The sequence below is a fragment of the Alteromonas portus genome (genome assembly GCF_005117025.1).
Classification (GTDB): Bacteria; Pseudomonadota; Gammaproteobacteria; order Enterobacterales; family Alteromonadaceae; genus Alteromonas; species Alteromonas portus.
In genome coordinates, this window is record NZ_SWCO01000002.1 from 196552 (window position 1) to 215858 (window position 19307).

At 46.0% G+C, this 19307-nt stretch carries 17 protein-coding genes; 10 read left to right on the forward strand and 7 right to left on the reverse strand.

Annotated elements, in window-relative coordinates; all coding sequences use genetic code 11:
- Window positions 1–24: 24 nt before the first annotated feature.
- Window positions 25–1422, forward strand: coding sequence for a mechanosensitive ion channel family protein (locus tag E5672_RS04970; RefSeq protein ID WP_136781193.1), 1398 nt, complete (start codon window positions 25–27; stop codon window positions 1420–1422).
- A gap of 17 nt (window positions 1423–1439) precedes the next feature.
- Here E5672_RS04970 and E5672_RS04975 read toward each other — a convergent pair whose 3' ends face one another.
- The 3 genes from E5672_RS04975 to E5672_RS04985 all read right to left on the reverse strand — a co-directional run bounded on the left by E5672_RS04975 (window position 1440) and on the right by E5672_RS04985 (window position 4382).
- Window positions 1440–2489 (reverse strand): DUF3080 family protein, encoded by a 1050-nt coding sequence (locus E5672_RS04975; protein WP_136781437.1) that lies wholly within the window; start codon window positions 2487–2489, stop codon window positions 1440–1442.
- 65 nt (window positions 2490–2554) lie between these two features.
- Window positions 2555–3304, reverse strand: coding sequence for a pteridine reductase (locus E5672_RS04980; protein WP_136781194.1), 750 nt, complete (start codon window positions 3302–3304; stop codon window positions 2555–2557).
- 193 nt (window positions 3305–3497) lie between these two features.
- Complete coding sequence (locus tag E5672_RS04985; RefSeq protein WP_136781195.1) at window positions 3498–4382, reverse strand: fructosamine kinase family protein; 885 nt, start codon at window positions 4380–4382, stop codon at window positions 3498–3500.
- Window positions 4383–4808: 426 nt separating this feature from the next.
- Here E5672_RS04985 and thrS point away from each other — a divergent pair, with 426 nt between their 5' ends.
- The 8 genes from thrS (at window position 4809) to E5672_RS05025 (ending at window position 12688) form a co-directional block, all read left to right on the forward strand.
- On the forward strand, window positions 4809–6725 hold the full coding sequence (gene thrS, locus E5672_RS04990; protein WP_039223730.1) for a threonine--tRNA ligase: 1917 nt from the start codon (window positions 4809–4811) through the stop codon (window positions 6723–6725).
- A gap of 111 nt (window positions 6726–6836) precedes the next feature.
- Window positions 6837–7376 (forward strand): translation initiation factor IF-3, encoded by a 540-nt coding sequence (infC, locus tag E5672_RS04995; protein WP_071814473.1) that lies wholly within the window; start codon window positions 6837–6839, stop codon window positions 7374–7376.
- Between the two features lie 118 nt (window positions 7377–7494).
- Window positions 7495–7692 carry a 50S ribosomal protein L35 gene (gene rpmI / locus E5672_RS05000; RefSeq protein WP_012518091.1) on the forward strand — a complete coding sequence of 66 codons (198 nt, stop codon included), beginning with the start codon at window positions 7495–7497 and terminating at the stop codon, window positions 7690–7692.
- An 18-nt stretch (window positions 7693–7710) separates the two neighbouring features.
- Window positions 7711–8067, forward strand: a complete 357-nt coding sequence (gene rplT / locus E5672_RS05005) for a 50S ribosomal protein L20 (protein WP_012518092.1) — start codon at window positions 7711–7713, stop codon at window positions 8065–8067.
- A gap of 275 nt (window positions 8068–8342) precedes the next feature.
- The gene (gene pheS, locus E5672_RS05010) at window positions 8343–9323 is read left to right on the forward strand and encodes a phenylalanine--tRNA ligase subunit alpha (RefSeq protein ID WP_012518127.1); all 981 of its coding nucleotides are present in this window, start codon (window positions 8343–8345) and stop codon (window positions 9321–9323) included.
- A 14-nt stretch (window positions 9324–9337) separates the two neighbouring features.
- Window positions 9338–11725: a phenylalanine--tRNA ligase subunit beta gene (gene pheT, locus E5672_RS05015; RefSeq protein ID WP_136781196.1), complete on the forward strand. Its 2388-nt coding sequence runs from the start codon at window positions 9338–9340 to the stop codon at window positions 11723–11725.
- A gap of 3 nt (window positions 11726–11728) precedes the next feature.
- A complete protein-coding gene (gene ihfA / locus E5672_RS05020) occupies window positions 11729–12028 on the forward strand; it encodes an integration host factor subunit alpha (protein ID WP_014949129.1) in 300 nt (99 codons plus the stop codon).
- Window positions 12029–12142: 114 nt separating this feature from the next.
- On the forward strand, window positions 12143–12688 hold the full coding sequence (locus tag E5672_RS05025; protein WP_136781197.1) for a hypothetical protein: 546 nt from the start codon (window positions 12143–12145) through the stop codon (window positions 12686–12688).
- Window positions 12689–12760: 72 nt separating this feature from the next.
- Here E5672_RS05025 and ybaK read toward each other — a convergent pair whose 3' ends face one another.
- Window positions 12761–13231, reverse strand: coding sequence for a Cys-tRNA(Pro) deacylase (gene ybaK, locus E5672_RS05030; RefSeq protein WP_136781198.1), 471 nt, complete (start codon window positions 13229–13231; stop codon window positions 12761–12763).
- Window positions 13228–15657, reverse strand: coding sequence for a penicillin acylase family protein (locus tag E5672_RS05035; RefSeq protein WP_136781199.1), 2430 nt, complete (start codon window positions 15655–15657; stop codon window positions 13228–13230). The genes ybaK and E5672_RS05035 overlap by 4 nt, the downstream gene beginning before the upstream one ends.
- 98 nt (window positions 15658–15755) lie before the next feature.
- Here E5672_RS05035 and nagZ point away from each other — a divergent pair, with 98 nt between their 5' ends.
- The gene (gene nagZ / locus E5672_RS05040; RefSeq protein WP_136781438.1) at window positions 15756–16766 is read left to right on the forward strand and encodes a beta-N-acetylhexosaminidase; all 1011 of its coding nucleotides are present in this window, start codon (window positions 15756–15758) and stop codon (window positions 16764–16766) included.
- A gap of 131 nt (window positions 16767–16897) precedes the next feature.
- Here nagZ and E5672_RS05045 read toward each other — a convergent pair whose 3' ends face one another.
- A complete protein-coding gene (locus tag E5672_RS05045; RefSeq protein WP_136781200.1) occupies window positions 16898–17413 on the reverse strand; it encodes a cob(I)yrinic acid a,c-diamide adenosyltransferase in 516 nt (171 codons plus the stop codon).
- Between the two features lie 168 nt (window positions 17414–17581).
- Window positions 17582–19306, reverse strand: coding sequence for a CsiV family protein (locus tag E5672_RS05050; RefSeq protein WP_136781201.1), 1725 nt, complete (start codon window positions 19304–19306; stop codon window positions 17582–17584).
- Between the last annotated feature and the right edge of the window lies 1 nt (window position 19307).

Sequence of the window (19307 nt, forward strand, 5' to 3'; positions counted from 1 at the left end):
ACATGAACGCCAAGGAGTGAGGTGATGTTCAGTGCCCAGCAATTATTATTACCCGGTTTTCTAAACAAGCGAGTAGGGCTTTCTTTTACGCAAACCGATACAATTTCAAGCGAACGCTTTATACAAACTTTGCTTCAACAAAGCGAAGACGGTGGCGCAATAAGCAGTTTATCCAGTGCACAGTCGTTACTCTCTCAGCTTTGGGATAGCTTTATTTATCGTTTACCTGGCTTGGCTTTAGGTTTGGTTATTATGGTGGCGTTTATTCTATTAGCGCCACATATTGCAAAGGTTATAGTTAAACCGTTAACACGTACAACCACCTCTGCGCTGCTGCGTTCGGTCATACAGCGAAGCGTTAGCTTGGTATTAATTCTGCTCGGCATTTATCTCTTTTTGTTTTTGGCCGGGCTAACCGGGTTTGCTATCGCCGTGGTGAGCGGTACTGGCGTGGTAGGGCTTATTCTTGGCTTTGCTTTTCGCGATATTGCAGAAAACTTTATATCAAGCTTACTGCTTACTATTCAACGCCCCTTTAGAATTGGTGACATCGTTCAAATTAACGATTTCACGGGAATTATTCAAAAAGTCACGGCACGGGCTACTACCTTGGTCGACTTCGATGGTAATCATATTCAAATACCCAATGCCACAATCTACAAAGGGGTAATCAAAAACCTAACGGCCAACCCGCTTATGCGAGGACAGTTTATTATCGGCGTAGGGTATGATTCTGATATTCAGCAGGCACAGCGAATAGCGCAAAAGATCACAGCAAGTCAAGACAACGTTTTAAAAGATCCCGAACCGCAAATTCTGATAGATGAATTAGGCTCGTCAACTTACAACATTAAGGTTTATTTTTGGGTAGATGTAGAGAAAACCAGCGTGTTGAAAATGGCGTCAGTGTTAATGCGTAAAATCACCCAAGCATTCTTAGACGCTAACATCAGTATGCCTGATGACGCGAGAGAGCGTATATTCCCAGAGGGCCTAAACCTTCGTGTTGAACAAAATGAAGCGACAGGTTCGCAAAGAAGAAAAGAAGAAAGCCTAGAAGATAAGGGAAGCGTGTCTACAGGGTTCTCTGGCGGCCGAGAAACAACTAATGAGAACAACGTTGACACTACAAACCATGAACGTTCTCAGGCTAAGGGCAGTGATAGTCCCAGCATTGAAAGCAATAATAAGGGGAAGAACCCGTTAGGTCATGGCGCCGCCGGTGATTATTCGGTTAACCCAAAAGATGCGTTAGCGCAAAACTCCGAGCGAAAACACAGTAGCAACCCTAAAAACACAGCTTACAACGAAAGCCCTGAAGAGCGCCTGTCAACGCAAGATGACGTATCGTCAGAAGCGCATGAAATTAGAGAGCAAGCCCGTAGGTCGAGAGATCCAGAGGCTGGTGAAAATATTCTTTAGTGCAAGCGTTAGCTTAATTAAACGGGTGCTACAGGTGATAAGTTGCACCTACCAAGAAAGTTTTGCCATAGGTTTACATGCGCTTTCATGGCGTTGCTGTATTCGGTGAAACCGTCTTGTGTTTGTTGCTTGATATAGCGTTTAAATTCTTTATGCAGCAAAGGTTGTGCAAGCCAGTCTTCCCATAATGGTGCTAGCTTATAGTGGTATTGATTCACCAAACTACCTACGGGCTGTATTTGCTCAATAAAAAACAGATAAAACACATTGCGTAATATTTTAGCTTGGTCGCTGGCACGTCCCTCTGGGCAACTCACGGCATCAAGCTCACTAGCAAGCATACTTGTAAGCAGCGAGAGGTTTTGCGTTAAGGTTTGTTGAGTGTGCCAAAGCGTAGCGGGTAATCGGGCTGAGCGTATAATTTGAAGCTGCTGCTCTAACTCGCTGCTGTTTATAGGGCGTTCGTTTTTGTTGTTTAAGCTATCAAGGTAATACAGGGCATTAACACTCGACAGGGCATCTTTGTTATTTTCAACCGACATCAAGCGTTCAGGGGTATTAAGTGCTAAACGCAATTCCTGACTTCCCTGGATAAGGTTTGCCCACGTCTTGCTGTAATCTTGTGACTTTTGCTTACGCCACAACGCGATGGTCGAGGCCAGTGCCCCATTGTTTTGGTCGGCGTTGCCATCTTTTGCAAGCGCTGCTTCACAATTTTTTAGTGCCGTAAGTAGCTTGCTTTCATATGCCAATCTTTGCGACGGCAGCTGGCTTTTGCCCAACGACGTATTGCGCTCGGCCACAACAGTACCTAATTCACAATCTTGCAGAGCATAAAATTCACGTAGATTAATGCTTACCCCTTCAATAGTGTGTTTAAGCGTGGCTGAGTCAGCAAGCTTGGGAAGCGGTGTAGTGATTTTTTCATTGAAGGAGTCGGGTAAGGAAACATCGAGCACACGAGAAAGCCGAGCTGCATAATCTTCAATGCTTTGTTTAACGGTACCGCCTCCAAAACAGCCAAGTAAGGTAAACAGCCCCACACTAATAATGCCAACCCGGGCCATGCCTTTTATTTTGCGAGCGTTACGTTCTAACCCGTTAAGGTGAAAAGCATTTACCCAAGAAGCCTTCACGCTGATGCTCCGGTGTAAAGGCCGCGCCCACCATCAACGTAAATGATTTGCCCAGTAATGTACGAAGCCGATGTCAAAAATGAAAGGGTATTGGCAATATCTTCAGGTGTACCGAGTTCGCCAAGTGGAATACTCGACAAAAGTTTGTCTTTTTCTTCACTATCCATTTCACGTTCTGGCCACAGTATTGCCCCTGGCGCAATACCATTCACGCGCACATGTGGCGCCAGGTCTATCGCTAACGACTGGGTAAGTGAGGCAAGGCCCGATTTAGCAAGCAAATAAACGCTATGCTTGGGAAGTGGGCGGTCAATATGCATGTCGACCATATTAACAATACAGCCCTTGCTTTCCTGCAACGCTGGCGCCAGAGCTTGAGACAAAAACAGCGGGCCTTTAACGTTGCTACCTATTAAAGATCTCCAATCTTCTTCCGAAATTTCACCCACTGGCGTAGGGTAAAAACTAGACGCATTGTTAACTAAAACATTAATCTGGCCCCAAACGCGAAGAGCCTGCTGACCAAGCAAGGTTACTTCATCTGAGTTACACAAGTTTGCTTGCAGGCAGGTAGCGGAATCTGCGCGCTGACTATTTAGCTTTTCGGCTAATGCAAAGGCATCGTCTTTAGAGTGCCCATAATGGATGATAATGCGATAGCCTTCGCTATGAAGCTTACACGCCATGGCGGCGCCTATGCGTTTTGCTGCCCCTGTGATTAGCGCAACAGGGCCTGAGTTTGTCATAATAAAAGCTACTCTCTATTTTAAATCTTCATATGTTTATATGCTGTTCTTACACATGTTAAGCGCTATCTAATGCAGGCTTTCTACGGTAATTCACGCATAAACCGGTTAACAGACAACAAAATACAGGCTTGTTCATATGTCGCTTTGTATATAGCGCTATAAATTGCCTATGCGCGGCACTACTTAGAAATTAAGGGCTGTAAATGTCGTCTACTACTTGTCTGGCTTGCGCAATGTAATGCGCGCCGAATAATAACCCGTGATTTAAAATATGGTAAAGCTGATAAATTGGTTTTCTTAATTGGTAATTTTTTTCAATCGGCGTGTGTTGGTTGTAGCCTTCAAAGAAGGTTTGCGGAAAGCCGCCAAACAATTCAGCCATGGCAAGGTCGGTTTCGGCGTCACCAACATACACGGCAGGGTCAAATAACACCGGCCCTTTTTTATTAAAGCCAGCATTGCCGGCCCATAAGTCACCGTGTAATAGCGAAGGGTGGGGCTGATGCAAGCTTAGAAGATGCCTCACTTTCGTAACGATACCATCTATATCGCCATTTTCTGTGGGCCATAGCCCATTTGAAGCTAACCGTTCTAGCATGCTGCCTATGCGTTTTTCGGCAAAGAAATCAGCCCATGACGCCATGCGACCATTGGTTTGCACGCTGGCACCTATGTAATTGTCATGCGGCCAGCCATAACTGGTGTAGGCGTTAACTGCGTGCAGCGCAGCAAGCTGCTGCCCTAAAGTGAAATAGTCAGGCACGGTAGGTTCAACAAATCTAACATGCGAAAGTACCAAATATTCCATATTCGGCGTTTCATTAGCGGTAATGCCATGACAAATGACTTGTGGCGTGGCAATGGTTTGGGTGTCAGCGATGGCGGCAAGCCCTTCGGCTTCATGGGACAATTGTTGGGTGTCGTCATACTTTCGGGTTTTAACGAAGTAGCGATGAGTGGAGTCTTTTATAATGTAACTGTCGTGGGTATCACCGCCACTTACTCGCTGCGCTTTTTGGCAGAAAAAAAACTGTTGGGTCTTATCTGAAATATGCTCGCTAATAAAATGCCACATAGTGCACACTCTGCTTTGTTCAATGCTTCAGCCCAAGGCGGTTTGGTGGTTATAGTAATCGTTCAATCACCCATACTACCCTAAACTAAAGTATGGGATAAAATGGGTGAAATGCATAAATTCCTGTTTCAAAATCTCGCCAATTGAAAAACAAAGTCTCACTTATTCGCTAATTCAGGCTTTTCAATATTGAAGTTGACCATACACTGGTTATAATCCACCACTTGCTTTGTCACGACCTACTTTAGTGCAGGTCTATTTATCACGCGTATAATGAGTAGTTGTTCGTTGTAAGCGTGTGTTTTAGTAAAGCAAGTTTCGAGTGCTGTTAGTCGAGCAAGTTTCGATTGCTATGAAGCACGATTAATTTTTTCAAAAAATATGCATGTGGCGCAGAGTAGGCGTCACCACTGTAAAGGAATTAAAATGCCTGTAATTACCCTTCCTGATGGAAGCCAACGCGCTTTCGATAACGCTGTTTCTGTACTAGATGTTGCAAACGACATTGGCCCTGGTTTAGCCAAAGCAACCATTGCAGGAAAAGTAAACGGCGAGTTAGTTGACGCCGTTGATATGATTGACGCGGACGCACAACTTCAAATTATTACTGCAAAAGACGATGAAGGCCTAGAAATTCTTCGTCACAGTTGCGCGCACTTGTTAGGCCACGCTATCAAACAACTTTGGCCTAACACCAAAATGGCTATCGGCCCGGTTATCGACAACGGTTTCTATTACGACGTTGATATGGAAGAAAGCCTAACCCAGGAAGATTTAGCCAAACTAGAAAAGCGTATGCTTGAACTGGCTAAAACCAATTACAACGTGGTTAAAAATAAAGTCAGCTGGCAAGAAGCACGCGACGCATTTGAAGCGCGCGGCGAAAGCTACAAAATGGAAATTCTTGATGAGAACATCAGCAAGGATGACCGCCCGGCACTTTATCACCATGAAGAATACACAGATATGTGTCGTGGACCTCACGTGCCAAACATGAAGTTCTGTCACCATTTCAAACTAATGAAAGTGGCAGGTGCTTACTGGCGTGGCGACAGCGACAACAAAATGCTTCAGCGTATTTACGGCACTGCGTGGGCAGACAAAAAGCAGCTTAAGTCTTACTTACAGCGCTTAGAAGAAGCCGAAAAGCGTGACCACCGTAAAATTGGTAAAGCTCTAAACCTTTTCCATTGGCAAGAAGAAGCGCCAGGCATGGTGTTTTGGCACAACGATGGTTGGTCAATTTATACCGAGCTTGAAAGCTACGTTCGTAAGAAACTACGCGAATACGGTTATGACGAAGTAAAAGGCCCATTAATGATGGACCGCTCGCTTTGGGAAAAGTCAGGTCACTGGGACAAGTACGCTGAAAATATGTTCACGACTGAATCTGAAAAGCGTGAATATGCCGTTAAGCCAATGAACTGCCCAGGCCACGTACAAATTTTCAACCAAGGTTTGAAATCGTACCGCGACCTACCTCTTCGTATGGCTGAGTTCGGCTGCTGTCACCGTAATGAACCATCGGGCGCACTACACGGCTTAATGCGAGTTCGTGGCTTTACGCAAGACGATGCTCACATTTTCTGTACTGAAGAACAGATCCTAGAAGAGGTGAGTGGCTGTATTAAGATGGTGTACGAGACATACGCTGCGTTTGGTTTCGAAAATATCAAAGTTAAGCTGTCTACTCGCCCAGAAAAGCGCGTAGGTGCTGACGAGATTTGGGACAAATCAGAAGCTGCGCTTGCAGATGCACTTAAAGCCAATGATATCGAGTTCGATTATCAGCCTGGAGAAGGTGCGTTCTACGGACCAAAAATTGAGTTTACGCTGCACGATTGCTTAGACCGTGCATGGCAGTGCGGAACCGTACAGCTAGATTTCTCAATGCCAGGTCGCTTAGGCTCTACTTATGTAGCAGAAGATGGCGAACGCAAAGTGCCGGTTATGATTCACCGCGCTATTTTGGGTTCACTAGAACGCTTCATTGGTATTTTGACCGAAGAATTTGCAGGTTTCTTCCCGCTCTGGTTGGCTCCTCAGCAGGTTGTGGTAATGAATATTACCGACAAACAAGCTGAATATGCCTCAGATTGTGTAAAAAAACTGCAAGAATTAGGTTTTAGAGCAAAGTCTGACTTGCGAAATGAGAAGATCGGCTTTAAAATCCGCGAGCACACTTTGAAGCGTATTCCGTATATGCTAGTTGTGGGCGATAAAGAAATGGAAGCGGGCGAAGTAGCAGTGCGCTCTCGTCGCGGCGACGACCTAGGCAAAATGCGCCTGGAAGACTTTATTGCCATGGCTCAACAAGAAGTTGTTGAAAAGACGATTAAGTAGTTGAGCAAATTGTGTATAATACACAATCAAGGTGTCTGCTTTTGGTTTTACTTTGGGTCAACCGACCTCCCAAAAGCAGACAAAAGAATTAAATGTTTGGAGGAATAGCACATTAAAGGCGCTAACAACAAGGCTCAGGGCGACAAAGCCCGCATTAACGATGAGATTAAAGCCAGAGAAGTAAGATTAATTGGCAAAGACGGTGAACAGGTTGGTGTGGTTTCTTTAGCAGAAGCTACTCGTAACGCAGAAGAAGCGGGCCTAGATCTAGTAGAAATCAGTCCGAATGCCGAGCCGCCAGTCTGTAAAGTTATGGACTATGGCAAATTCCTCTTCGAAAAAAGTAAAGCTCAAAAAGAGCAGAAGAAAAAACAGAAGCAAATTCAGGTCAAGGAGATTAAATTTCGCCCTGGCACTGATGAAGGCGATTACCAGGTCAAACTGCGCAACCTGCGTCGCTTTCTTGAAGGTGGTGATAAAGCCAAAGTTACGATCCGCTTCCGCGGTCGTGAAATGGCGCACCAAGACATCGGTATCGATCTGCTAAACCGCGTTAAAACCGATTTAGAAGATATCGCTACATGCGAGTCTTTCCCACGTCGTGTGGAAGGCCGTCAGATGATCATGGTGCTAGCCCCAAATAAGAAGTAGTAACGGTCTAAAGTTTTAAGGAATCTGCACCCTTAAACACCTTGCTGCTAAACATTAACCGGTATGAAGTGACTGCAACACGAAAAATACCGATATTAAACAATGCGGAGTTTTAGCAATGCCTAAAATGAAAACTGTAAGCGGTGCCGCCAAACGTTTTAAGAAAACGGGTTCTGGCCGCTTTAAAAGCAAACAGTCTCACTTACGTCACATTCTGACTAAGAAGAGCTCTAAGCGTAAACGTCACCTTCGTGGCAAAAAACTGGTTCATGACTCTGATACCAAATTGGTTCAGCGCATGTTGCCTTACGTATAAGACTTAGGAGACTGATTAATGGCTAGAGTAAAACGCGGCACTATCGCACGTGCTCGTCACAAAAAAGTCCTCAAGCAGGCAAAAGGTTATTACGGCGCACGTTCACGTGTATATCGCGTAGCGGTACAAGCTGTAACTAAAGCTGGTCAATATGCTTACCGTGACCGTCGTCAGCGCAAGCGTCAATTCCGTCAACTATGGATTGCACGTATCAACGCTGCTGCTCGTCAAAATGGTATGTCATACAGCCGTTTCATCAACGGTTTGAAGAAAGCGTCTGTTGAAATCGATCGTAAGATCCTTGCCGACATCGCAGTACATGACAAAGCAGCTTTCAGCGCACTAGTCGAAGCGGCTAAAGGCGCATTAGCTTAATTATTAACTAATTAAGTTTAAGTTCTTTCGGAAAAAGGCGAGCAGGATGCTCGCCTTTTTTCGTTTTTGTGTCCCGTCCTGAAATAGCATCGCCAGCCTAAGATCGCTTCTAAAATTCACTTTTTAGTAGAAAATTTGTCAATATCAGTTATCTAGGCTAGCCCTTATATCTGTCACTCGTGTAAACTACCGCTTTTATTTCAGGCAAGCCTTAGCGCACAGAATAATTCTTCCTATGCTTTGGCCATGCAGTCATCATGTAAATTGAGGAAAACATGGAGCTTGACGCTATTATCAATCAGGCACAAAGCCAGATTGACGCTGCACAAGATGCAGCCACATTAGACCAAGTTAGGGTCGAATTCATGGGTAAGAAAGGTAAACTTACCGACTTACTTAAAGGGCTTGGAAAGTTATCGAACGAAGAACGTCCTGCCGCAGGCCAAAAGATTAACCAAGCTAAGCAAGTTATTCAGCAAGCTATCTCTGCAAAAGGTGAGTTTTTACGCACTGAAGAGCTAAATAAAAAGCTAGCAGAAGAAGCCGTAGATGTAACTTTGCCTGGTCGTACAGAAAAGCCAGGAAACTTGCATCCGGTAAGCCGCACGATTGCGCGTATTGAATCTTTCTTTGGCGAACTTGGCTTTTCAGTTAAGACTGGTCCTGAAATTGAAGATGGTTTCCACAACTTCGACGCGCTGAACATTCCTGCGAATCACCCAGCGCGTGCCGATCACGATACCTTTTATTTCAACCCAGACATGATGCTTCGCACGCAAACCTCTGGTGTTCAAATTCGTACTATGGAAGCGGAAAAGCCACCATTGCGTATTATCTCGCCAGGGCGCGTGTATCGTAACGACTACGATCAAACTCACACGCCAATGTTCCACCAAGTGGAAGGTTTGATGGTTGATAAGAACGTTAGCTTTACCGACCTTAAAGGTATTTTGCACGACTTCCTACATCACTTCTTTGAAGAGTCACTAGAAATTCGCTTCCGTCCGTCTTACTTCCCGTTCACTGAGCCTTCAGCTGAAGTAGACGTTATGGGTAAAAACGGTCAGTGGCTTGAAGTATTGGGCTGCGGCATGGTGCACCCAAATGTACTTAAAGCTGTGGGTATCGACCCAGAAGAGTACACAGGTTTTGCCTTTGGTATGGGCGTAGAGCGTTTAACTATGCTTCGTTATGGTGTTAACGACTTACGCGCGTTCTTTGAAAACGATCTTCGTTTCCTTAAGCAGTTCAACTAAGGCAGAGAGTACACATGAAATTCAGTGAAAAATGGTTAAGAGAGTGGGTTAACCCATCGCTGTCGGCACATGAGCTGTCTGAACAGTTGAGCATGGCTGGCCTAGAAGTAGACGGCGTTGAACCAGTAGCAGGCGATTTTAAAGGCGTGCTAGTGGGTGAAGTGGTTGAGTGCGGTCAGCACCCGAACGCCGACAAACTGCGCGTAACTAAAATTAACGTAGGTGGCGAAGAGCTACTTTATATCGTTTGTGGTGCGCCTAACTGCCGTCAAGGCATTAAAGTAGCAGTTGCTGTTGTTGGCGCTGTATTACCTGGCGACTTTAAAATTAAAAAAGCGAAGCTTCGCGGCGAGCCGTCATTCGGTATGCTATGTAGCTTCTCTGAGCTAGGTATTAGCGACGACCACGACGGTATTATCGAGCTTCCAGCCGATGCACCTATTGGCGCAGACATTCGCGATTATCTTGGTCTTGATGACAACGCCATTGAAGTAGATCTAACACCAAACCGCGCAGACTGTTTGGGTATTCGCGGTATTGCCCGTGAAGTTGGCGTACTTAATAACCTTGACGTGTGCGAGCCTGAAGTAGCTGCGGTAAACGCAACTATTGATGATAAATTATCAATTACGTTAAGCGCTGACGACGCATGCCCACGTTATTTAGGCCGTGTGGTTAAGGGCGTTAACGTTAAAGCAGCATCGCCACTGTGGTTAGTTGAAAAGCTACGTCGTTGCGGTATTCGCAGCATCGACCCCATTGTAGACGTGACTAATTTTGTATTGCTAGAGCTTGGCCAGCCAATGCACGCGTTTAACCTTGCCAGCATTGAAGGCAATATTAACGTGCGTATGGCGAATGAAGGCGAAACGCTTACGCTACTTGACGAAACCGAAGCTAAGCTGCAAAGCAATACGTTAGTTATTGCTGATGACAACAAAGCGTTAGCAATGGCAGGTATTTTCGGTGGCCTACACTCAGGTGTAACTACTGAAACACAAGACATTTTGCTCGAAAGTGCTTTCTTTAGCCGAGATGCCATTATGGGCCGTGCCCGTCAGTACGGTTTGCATACCGATGCGTCGCACCGCTATGAGCGTGGTGTAGACCCACAGCTTCAGCGTAAAGCCATGGAGCGCGCTACTGCACTAGTACTAGAAATTTGCGGTGGTGATGCTGGTCCAGTAGTTGAAGCTGTGGCTGAAGACAAGCTACCTAAGCAAGCTACGGTTACGCTACGTCGTGAACGTTTATCTCGCGTACTAGGCATTAGCATTGACGATGCAAAAGTAACCGAAATGCTAAACCGCCTTGGTTTAGACGTAACGCAAACCGAAGCCGGCTGGGAAGCAGTTGCGCCAAGCTATCGTTTCGATATTTCAATTGAAGAAGATTTGATTGAAGAAATTGCGCGCGTATACGGTTACAACAACATTCCAAACGTGGCACCAAAAGCGACGTTGGCAATGCTGCCTTCGCAAGAAGCCAAGCTGCCGCTAAACACTATGAAGTCGTTGCTTTTAAGCCGTGGCTACAATGAAGCAATTACTTATTCGTTTGTTGATCCTAAAATTCAAAACGCATTGTTCCCAGACGTTAAAGGTATGGTGCTACCACACCCAATTTCATCTGATATGTCGGTAATGCGTGTAAGCTTATGGCCGGGTTTGTTAGGTGCGACTGCTTATAATCAGAAGCGCCAGCAACAACGTGTTCGCATGTTTGAAACCGGATTACGCTTTATTCCTCAACAAGATGCGCCAAATGGTGTATTGCAACAGCAAGTAATTGGTGGTGTAGTAGCAGGGCGTCGTAATGAAGAACATTGGGACTTGGGCGACAGCCCGGTTGATTTCTTCGATGCAAAAGCCGACGTTGAGGCGTTATTGGCACTTACAGGCAGAACCGGTGAGTTCCAGTTCGTTACAGGGCAACACAGTGCGTTACACCCTGGCATGACGGCAAAAATTTTGCTTAATGATGAAGAAGTTGGCTATATTGGTGCTATACACCCGCAGTTCACTAAATTGCTTGGTGTTAACGGCCGTGTATTTGTGTTCGAACTAGTGGTAGATGCCATTACCGATCGCAAGTTACCGTCAGCCGTACCAGTATCGCGCTTCCCATCGAATCGCCGTGATATTGCTATTACGGTTAAAGATGAAGTGCGTGTAGGGAATGTTCTTTCTTACATAGAAAATATTGGCGTAAATCAACTAGTTGCTCTAAACTTGTTCGATGAGTACAAAGGCAAGGGAATTGAGCCTGGCTATAAGAGCCTTGCTTTGTCACTTCATTTACAAGATCCGGATAAAACCTTGGAAGAAGCTGAGATTCAGCAAGCTGTAGATACTGTGGTTAAAGGTCTGGAATCTGAGTTTGGGGCCGCGTTAAGAGAGTAAACTATGGCATTGACCAAAGCCGAGATGGCTGAACACCTATTCGAGAAACTAGGCATTAACAAGCGTGATGCGAAGGATCTGGTAGAGCTTTTTTTCGAAGAGATTAAAGGCGCTCTGGAATCTGGTGAGCAAGTAAAACTGTCAGGTTTTGGCAACTTTGACCTGCGTGATAAAAATGAACGTCCTGGCCGTAACCCTAAAACTGGCGAAGACATTCCAATTAAAGCGCGTCGAGTGGTTACATTCCGCCCGGGTCAAAAATTGAAAAGCCGAGTCGAAAACTCTGCACCTGTCGACCAATAATCTTTAGGTCGTTACAATACTGAAAAAGAGCGGGACCTCTCGCTCTTTTTGTATTGCTTCTTTTATACAGTGCCGCCGCACTGGTTTTCATATGCAATTTCTTTGGAGGAAAGTGTGAAAAAAGCACTTGTCGTTCTTGCTATTATTGTTGCTGCTACCTTTTCATGGTTTGCTTATTTGTCGCTAGATGCAGACAAACGAGATCAAGATGCAGCGCAAGTTCCACTTATAACGGTAATGGAAATTCTGCACGCAAGCGATTTGCAGGCAGGCGTTAAACAGGCTGTTAAAAACGGCAATGAAGAAGAGATAGACGCGTGGATGGCACAAGCCCGCGAAGTAGGGCAGGCTGCTAACTTGTCACCTGAAGATATGGATTATCTTAGCTCGGAAACCGCCGAAGACTACGTAGTATTCAATGCTAAACGTCAGCTGTACAACGAAGCATTTGAAGCACGCTATTACGCGCTAGAAGATGTAGATGTGCTTAAAGAGCAATATCCCGAAGCCAAAGACTTGTTTGCTCGCACTGATGCGTTGATTGAAAAGCGTGACGCTATTATTCAACAAATTGCTGTAGCTATTTCAGGAAGCGAACAGCCTGACGAAGCAGCGCTTGAAGAAGCACGCAAACAGTGGTTAGCGCAGGCGAGTAATTAGGCAGTCGCATAACCAAAAGCTGCATTGTAAGTTTTCGCTAACGCAGCTAACGATATAGTTGGTTGTGCTAAGTTAACTTACCGAAATATCCGCAAATTTGGCGCTTGTTAGCAAAGCTAAATCGGCAGGAGAAAGCGCCACTTCTAACCCTCGCTTTCCTGCGCTTACGTGCATAGTGGCAAGGCCTTCAGCGCTTTTGTGAATTACGCTGGCTAACCGCTTTTTCTGGCCCAACGGGCTTACCCCACCTAATACGTAGCCTGTGGCAACCATTACCGCGTTTGCCTGAGCCATTTCTACCTTTTTTACACCTAACGCTTTTGCCATTTTCTTCTCGCTTAGCTTGGTGTTTACGGGTACTACGGCAACGGCCAATTTACTGGTGTCTATGCTAACCACTAAGGTTTTAAATACGGTATCGGCGTTAAGGTTTAGTTTTTCAACGGCCTCCAGACCGTAAGACGCAGCATTGGCATCGTGATCGTATTTTAAAACCGTATGTGCGATACGTTTTTTTGTTAGTAGTGTAATTGCGGGTGTCATTCAACCTCTTTTTTATAGAAGGTACGGCTGTGTATAGGCTCGCTTGGTAGTAAGGGCGTTGCCGCGTGAGTGGCGTAGTCGTTAAAACCGGCTGTAAAAAAGTCTGACAGCGGGTGTCCGCTCTGCCCACCAGGTAAGGTTAAAATGGCGTCTTCTAAGTGGCCTGGGCTTACAAAAAAACGCTCCGATGCGCCAAAGCTAGGGGTTTGCACTGCGGGCATGTAGGTATCGCCAAAGCCTTCCACTTGCTGCATATTTAACATGCTTCCTACTAATGGAATTTGACTAGCGAAGGGGTGCTCTACCGATAAGGCATTAACCTTACCCCAAGCCAAGGCTTCCATGTTTGCCTCTACCGGAGAATATTTATCTAATAATTTGTGTTTGGCACGGCGGTAAGCGTCTACCAGTAACTCGTCGAAACTTTCGGTGTCGGCAGGCAGCCAGGAATCAGGTTGGCTATGGATAAGCTGCCAAGTGGCCGGTTCGATGCCTCGTAGCAGGTTGCGGCTGTTTACACCTTGTTGATCTAAGTTTGAAAGTAAACCACCAAAAAGGGTTTGTATCACTTCGCGCCTAAAGTGTTTAACTAAGGTATAGCCTACCGAGTCTTCACATGCGCATTCACTCCAAGTATTCAGATAAGCAAGATCTGGCTTAAACTCAATATCTTGCATGTTCAGCAAGCCGTATAATAGGTGTTGCCACGGAATAAGAAAGCGAGCGTGATTATCTAACTGTATGGCGTAGAAATCGGTTTCACTGAAGATGTCTTTTTCAAATAGCCTGTCTCTTATCTGCTGGCCGCGAGCACCCAGGGCATAACCACCGTCGCCCCATACCTTGAAATCTTCAGCTGATATTACTCTGGCATTGGCTGTCCATATTCTTCCCATTTCAGGGTTTATTACCATGGGAAGCTTTGTTGCCCGTTTTGGTGGTGTGGTGGCTGCGTCTTTTTCTTTTATTGCGGTGAACGACGCTTGCTGTCTGTCCATCACAGCGCCGCCAGGCAGCCATGCTGCGTTGCCGCTTTCATCAACAATGACCAAATTTTGTGTAGGAATGGCTATACGCTGCCCCGTTCTAACTGCCGCTTGAACACTTTTAGCGGTACCAAAATTTATAATGCCCAAGTTGGCAGCAAACGGGTGGTGGGCCACCCAATTAAGCGCGTAGCGCTTGCCATTCAATTCTTTAACGGGCCCGTATGCGCTTAATTCAAATTTGAATTCGTGTTCGCCTTCGGGAAGAAGAATACGCTCTGTTACAGTTTCAGTGGGGGTTGTGTCATCAAGTGCTATCCAATCCACATTGTCTAGGTTGGCGTTAGTAAAGCCCCACGCAATATGGCCGTTTGTGCCGACTACTATGCCCGGAATACCGGGCAAAGACACCCCCGTTACTTGCACGTTGCTACCCGACTCTTGGTAGTTTAGCTGGGCGCGATACCAAATAATGGGCACACGCAAACCCAGGTGCATGTCGTTCGCTAAAAGGCCCGCGCCTGTTGCCGTATAGTTTCCTGTTACTGCCCAGTTGTTGCTGCCAATGTCGGGAAGTTCAGTACCCATGTATTGGGCACGAGCAATTGCCGTATTGCTGTATTTTATATGGCTTGCGCTAGGTGGTGGGGCGTCTTGCTCTGTGTTTAAATCCGTGTTTTCTTCAGTGCCTTGTTCAGAATGTTGGTCGCTGTCTTGCTTATTAATAACGGCACGCAGCGAAGCAGGGTACTGTGGAATTTCAGCCTCTAGTAATGGTATTTCGCTGGCATCTAACGCTGCTTGGTAGTTGCTAGGCTGCGTGATAAACCCATAAATATCGTTCCCAAAGGTTGTGAGTAAAGCTTCTCTTGCTAAATCTAGCTCTACCTGAGTACCTTGTAGGTCTAAATACATACTGTAAATAACAAGAATACTGTCGGTAGGTTGCCACTGTTGTATGTCAACACCTGCGGCTAGGTACTCAAAAGGCGGAAGGGTGTATTCGCTAAGCGCGTCATTAACGCCGTGAGAATAACGCACCAGCAATTCTTGTTGTTTAGAGGGAAGGTTATCAAACACCGCCTTTGCCCGTTTTTCAAACTGGTGAAAGCGCGCTTTTTTATCTATATCAAGTGCTATGTCGCCAACCCATTGCGACAAACCACCCGAAGCGGCTCGGCGCTGAAGGTCCATTTGAAAGAACCGGTCTTGTGCGTGAGCAAAACCTAAAGCGTACGCGGCGTCGAAAATATCGTTGGCGTTAATGACCGCGTGACCTAAGCTATCGCGGCTTAACTCGGTAGGTGCGTTTACGTGATACGTGGCGCTATTTCCATCAAGCGCGGGCAAGCTAAGGCGAAGGGATATATAAAGCCCCAGTGCCACCATTATGACCAGTGTTAAAACACTTAAAACCAACCACTTGAACCAATTTATCACGTGTAAAACTCCCTATTTTTCTCTATCCTAACCACAGAACTAGCAAAATTGAAGTGATGTTTTATGACACATACTAAGGCGGTGCCGTGGGGCCATTAATGTTGGATTGTCAGGCCGAAGAACTTCTGCCTGAAGAAAAGGAAAAATTAGCCCATCCTGTTGTGGGTGGCGTAATTTTATTTAGTCGTAATTATCATGACAAACGCCAGCTTTTTGCGCTGGTTAAAGATATTAGGCGCTATGCAAAACGGCCGGTATTAATAGCCGTCGATCACGAAGGCGGCCGCGTACAGCGCTTTCGCGAGGGTTTCACTGCTATACCTGCAATGGGCAGTATTTTAAAGCAGTCAGAGCATCAGGATGAAAGTGCTGCGTATGCGAAGGCCTGCGGCCTGGTATTAGCCCACGAGCTTAAAACTCTTGATATCGACTTTAGCTTTGCGCCGGTACTTGATATTAACGGTGTATCTCAGGTTATTGGCGACAGGGCATTTGCTGACAATGCGAACGAGGTCATTCGTCTTGCTACCCACCTTATTCAAGGATTAAAAGCAGTGAATATGCCTGCTATAGGCAAGCACTTTCCTGGGCACGGTAGCGTGGCGCCTGACTCGCACATAGCACTACCAGTAGATGAGCGCGATTTTGAAGACATTCGTAGCACCGATATGGTGGTATTTGAACGATTAATAGAGCGTGCAATGCTTGATGGCGTTATGCCTGCCCACGTTATATATAATCAGGTGTGTGATAAACCAGCAGGGTTTTCACCAAAATGGCTGCAAGAAGTGCTTAAGTGTGACTTGAGTTTTGGTGGCGCTGTATTTTCTGACGATTTGTCTATGCATGGTGCCAGCGTAGCTGGTGGTTATGTTGAGCGCGCTGAAGCTGCGCTAGATGCTGGCTGCGATATGGTACTTGCTTGCAATAACCCCGAAGGGGCCGAGAGTATTCTAGATGGATTAGAAGCACGCTTTTCAGCCTTAAATGATAGCGATTTACAAAAGCAAGAGCGTGTAATGGCGCTTTACGGGCGGGTTATGCCTACGGGGCTTAAAGAAAAGTACGAAAGCGCGGTTGATTTAGTTAAGCGTCTGAGCGAACGGTAGGTGTTATACCTACCGTTTTATTCATCATTTATGCTAGTCAGATATCTCGATGCACGTTTGCCTGCTTTGATAGCTGATTTTATTACTACCTGTTTCCTTGGGCGCACCACTGGCACTTGGACACCCGCACTTTAAACCTTTGTTTCCTCTACGCCTGCTTCTACATTCATAAAGCGCGCAAAGGTGAAAAGGAAATCGCTTAAGCGATTTAAATAGGCGTGCACCACTTCGGGCACCTCGTAATGCTTAGATAAGCTAATAACGGCTCGCTCAGCGCGGCGGCACACAGCGCGGCACACATGAGCCTGTGCAGCAGCTTTACTACCGCCAGGCAATACGAACGATGTGTTTGGCGGCATTTTATTGGTAATGCTGTCTATAAGGGTTTCTAAGTTTTCAACGTCAGTTTGCGTTAGCGTAGAGCTTGCTGAAATTGCGAAGCCTGCTTGAAACAGGTTGCGTTGAATGTCGTGAAGCATAGGTTTGTGTTGAGCAGCAACATAAGCGGCTAGCAAACCAATATGACTATTTAATTCGTCCATGTCGCCGTAGCTTTGTACTACCAAATCGTCTTTATCAACACGTACGGCTTTGTCGGCGTAAATTTGCGTGCTGCCTTTATCACCAGTGCGAGTGTAAATCTTCATAAAAACCTTATTTTCTGAACTCTTTTCTTGAACTGCTTTTACGCGCTAGGCCATTAAATACTGCAAACTAGCAACTAGCAACTAGCAACTAGCAACTAGCAACTAGCAACTAGCAACTAGCAACCAGCAAAGCTGAACCCGCCAATGCTGCAGCTGGCGCGAAAAACGCTATTCGCCAACGTTAGGGCGGTTGTAACGGCGAACCTGAACTACAAACCCAAACAAGGGGTGGTCGAAGTAGTGTAACTGCGTGCTGATTACCCGTCGCTGCTCGGCTAGCGGAACCGATACCAATTTGTATTCGGTAGGTGTTGCTTGGTTGGCTGATGCGGCGTTACTTTCTTCACTGCTAAAATAGCTTAACGGCACTGGCTGGCGATAAAACATTTCACCATCTACATGAAGATACGGCACGCGATTAATGTATTTAAGAAATACCTTTATTGTGCCGTCGATCTCCCAAATAGGAGTTCTTAACGCTGCGGCTGTCCCGTTGTCTTCGTCTTGCTGCACAATCATAGCGGTATCTAGCGCTTTAAACGCTTCATAATCGATGGCTTCTGGGTTCGAAAGGCGACGATCTAAGTCAGCGAAAATATCAGGCACGCCAGCTAAGTCAGCGTCGCTAAGTGCCGAGGTGTAAGCGCTATTCGTATCTTCGCTTGTATTTACGGAGCTATATGGGGAGTTCTTGTTTGGCGAATTTGCGGTCTTATTAATGCTTAAACCCGCTGTTGCATCATATCCGAACTCTGACTGACCGTTTTGTGATTGGGTGATAGATGCGGTGGGTTGTACTTGCTCTCGCATATCGCCATTTAAGTCGAACTGCTGCGCATAGTTCTGTCCACCGTATAAACGAACATTAAACGCCTTGTTTTTGCCAAACATTACAGGCTGTCGCCACGTTGCGTGAAATAAGCGTTCTAGCTCGCGATTTGAGCGTATTTGGCGAGAAATAGATGACAATGCTTGTTGGTTACTGGTTAGCAGGTGAGCTTTTGATGCAAGGGGCCAGTCGTGCCCTTCAACAACAATGGGTAAACTTGCAGGAGCAGGGAGCCTGTTGTCTGGCTTGTTTACCTTCCATACTATGGCCGGTCGCATTGCTGATTTAAGCGCACTGGCTCTCGATGCGTAATCATCTTGCATCGCACTAGCGGTTACTTCGCCCTCGGCGGATGCATTTAGATTCAGCACAGTAGTAATTTCTGCACTAAGCCAAGGTTTAGACTCTTCGCAGTATTTAAAAGTAGGTACGGTAATAGGCGTGGTGTGTTTTACGCCGAAAAAAGATGTCCAGTAGCTAGCGATAGTTTCTGCATCTGGTGCGTTACCTGCAGCTTCTTCATTTGCATAGCTAGAGCCGTTGGTATAACCCGCTGATGAATAAGCCAGGTTACCTTGATTAGAGGTAAATGCGTCTTTTGCCTGCGTGTTAGCATTTTCTGCTTGGCTAGCGGTATTGTTATAGGCGCTGCCAGCGTCGTCAGAATACGATGTTGGTGGCACATCAGTGTACGAACCTGTGCTTTGCTCGCTATCTGAAGTTGATAGCGATAGAAAATCCACATCTTTTGACGGAATTTTAAAAAGAGAGTCGTTAGGCCACTTTATCGTAGTGTCTGCACCGCATACGGCTAAGCCTTGTTTTAAATGGCTGATATCAGGGGCGATTACATCGCTGATAATGTCTGCCTGAGCGCGAGGGGCGTTTAAGTTGTCGGCTAGCGAAAACTGCTCTTCTAACTCAGTAAGCGCCACGTTGCGCTTAAATGCAATTACCTCCACATCAAACCACCAGTTGTCGTTGGCGTTGGCTGTGGTTGAAATTGTTGTTAAGAAAACGGCGCTAATCGATGCAACCAGCGGGCACCAGCGAGATAACTTCATG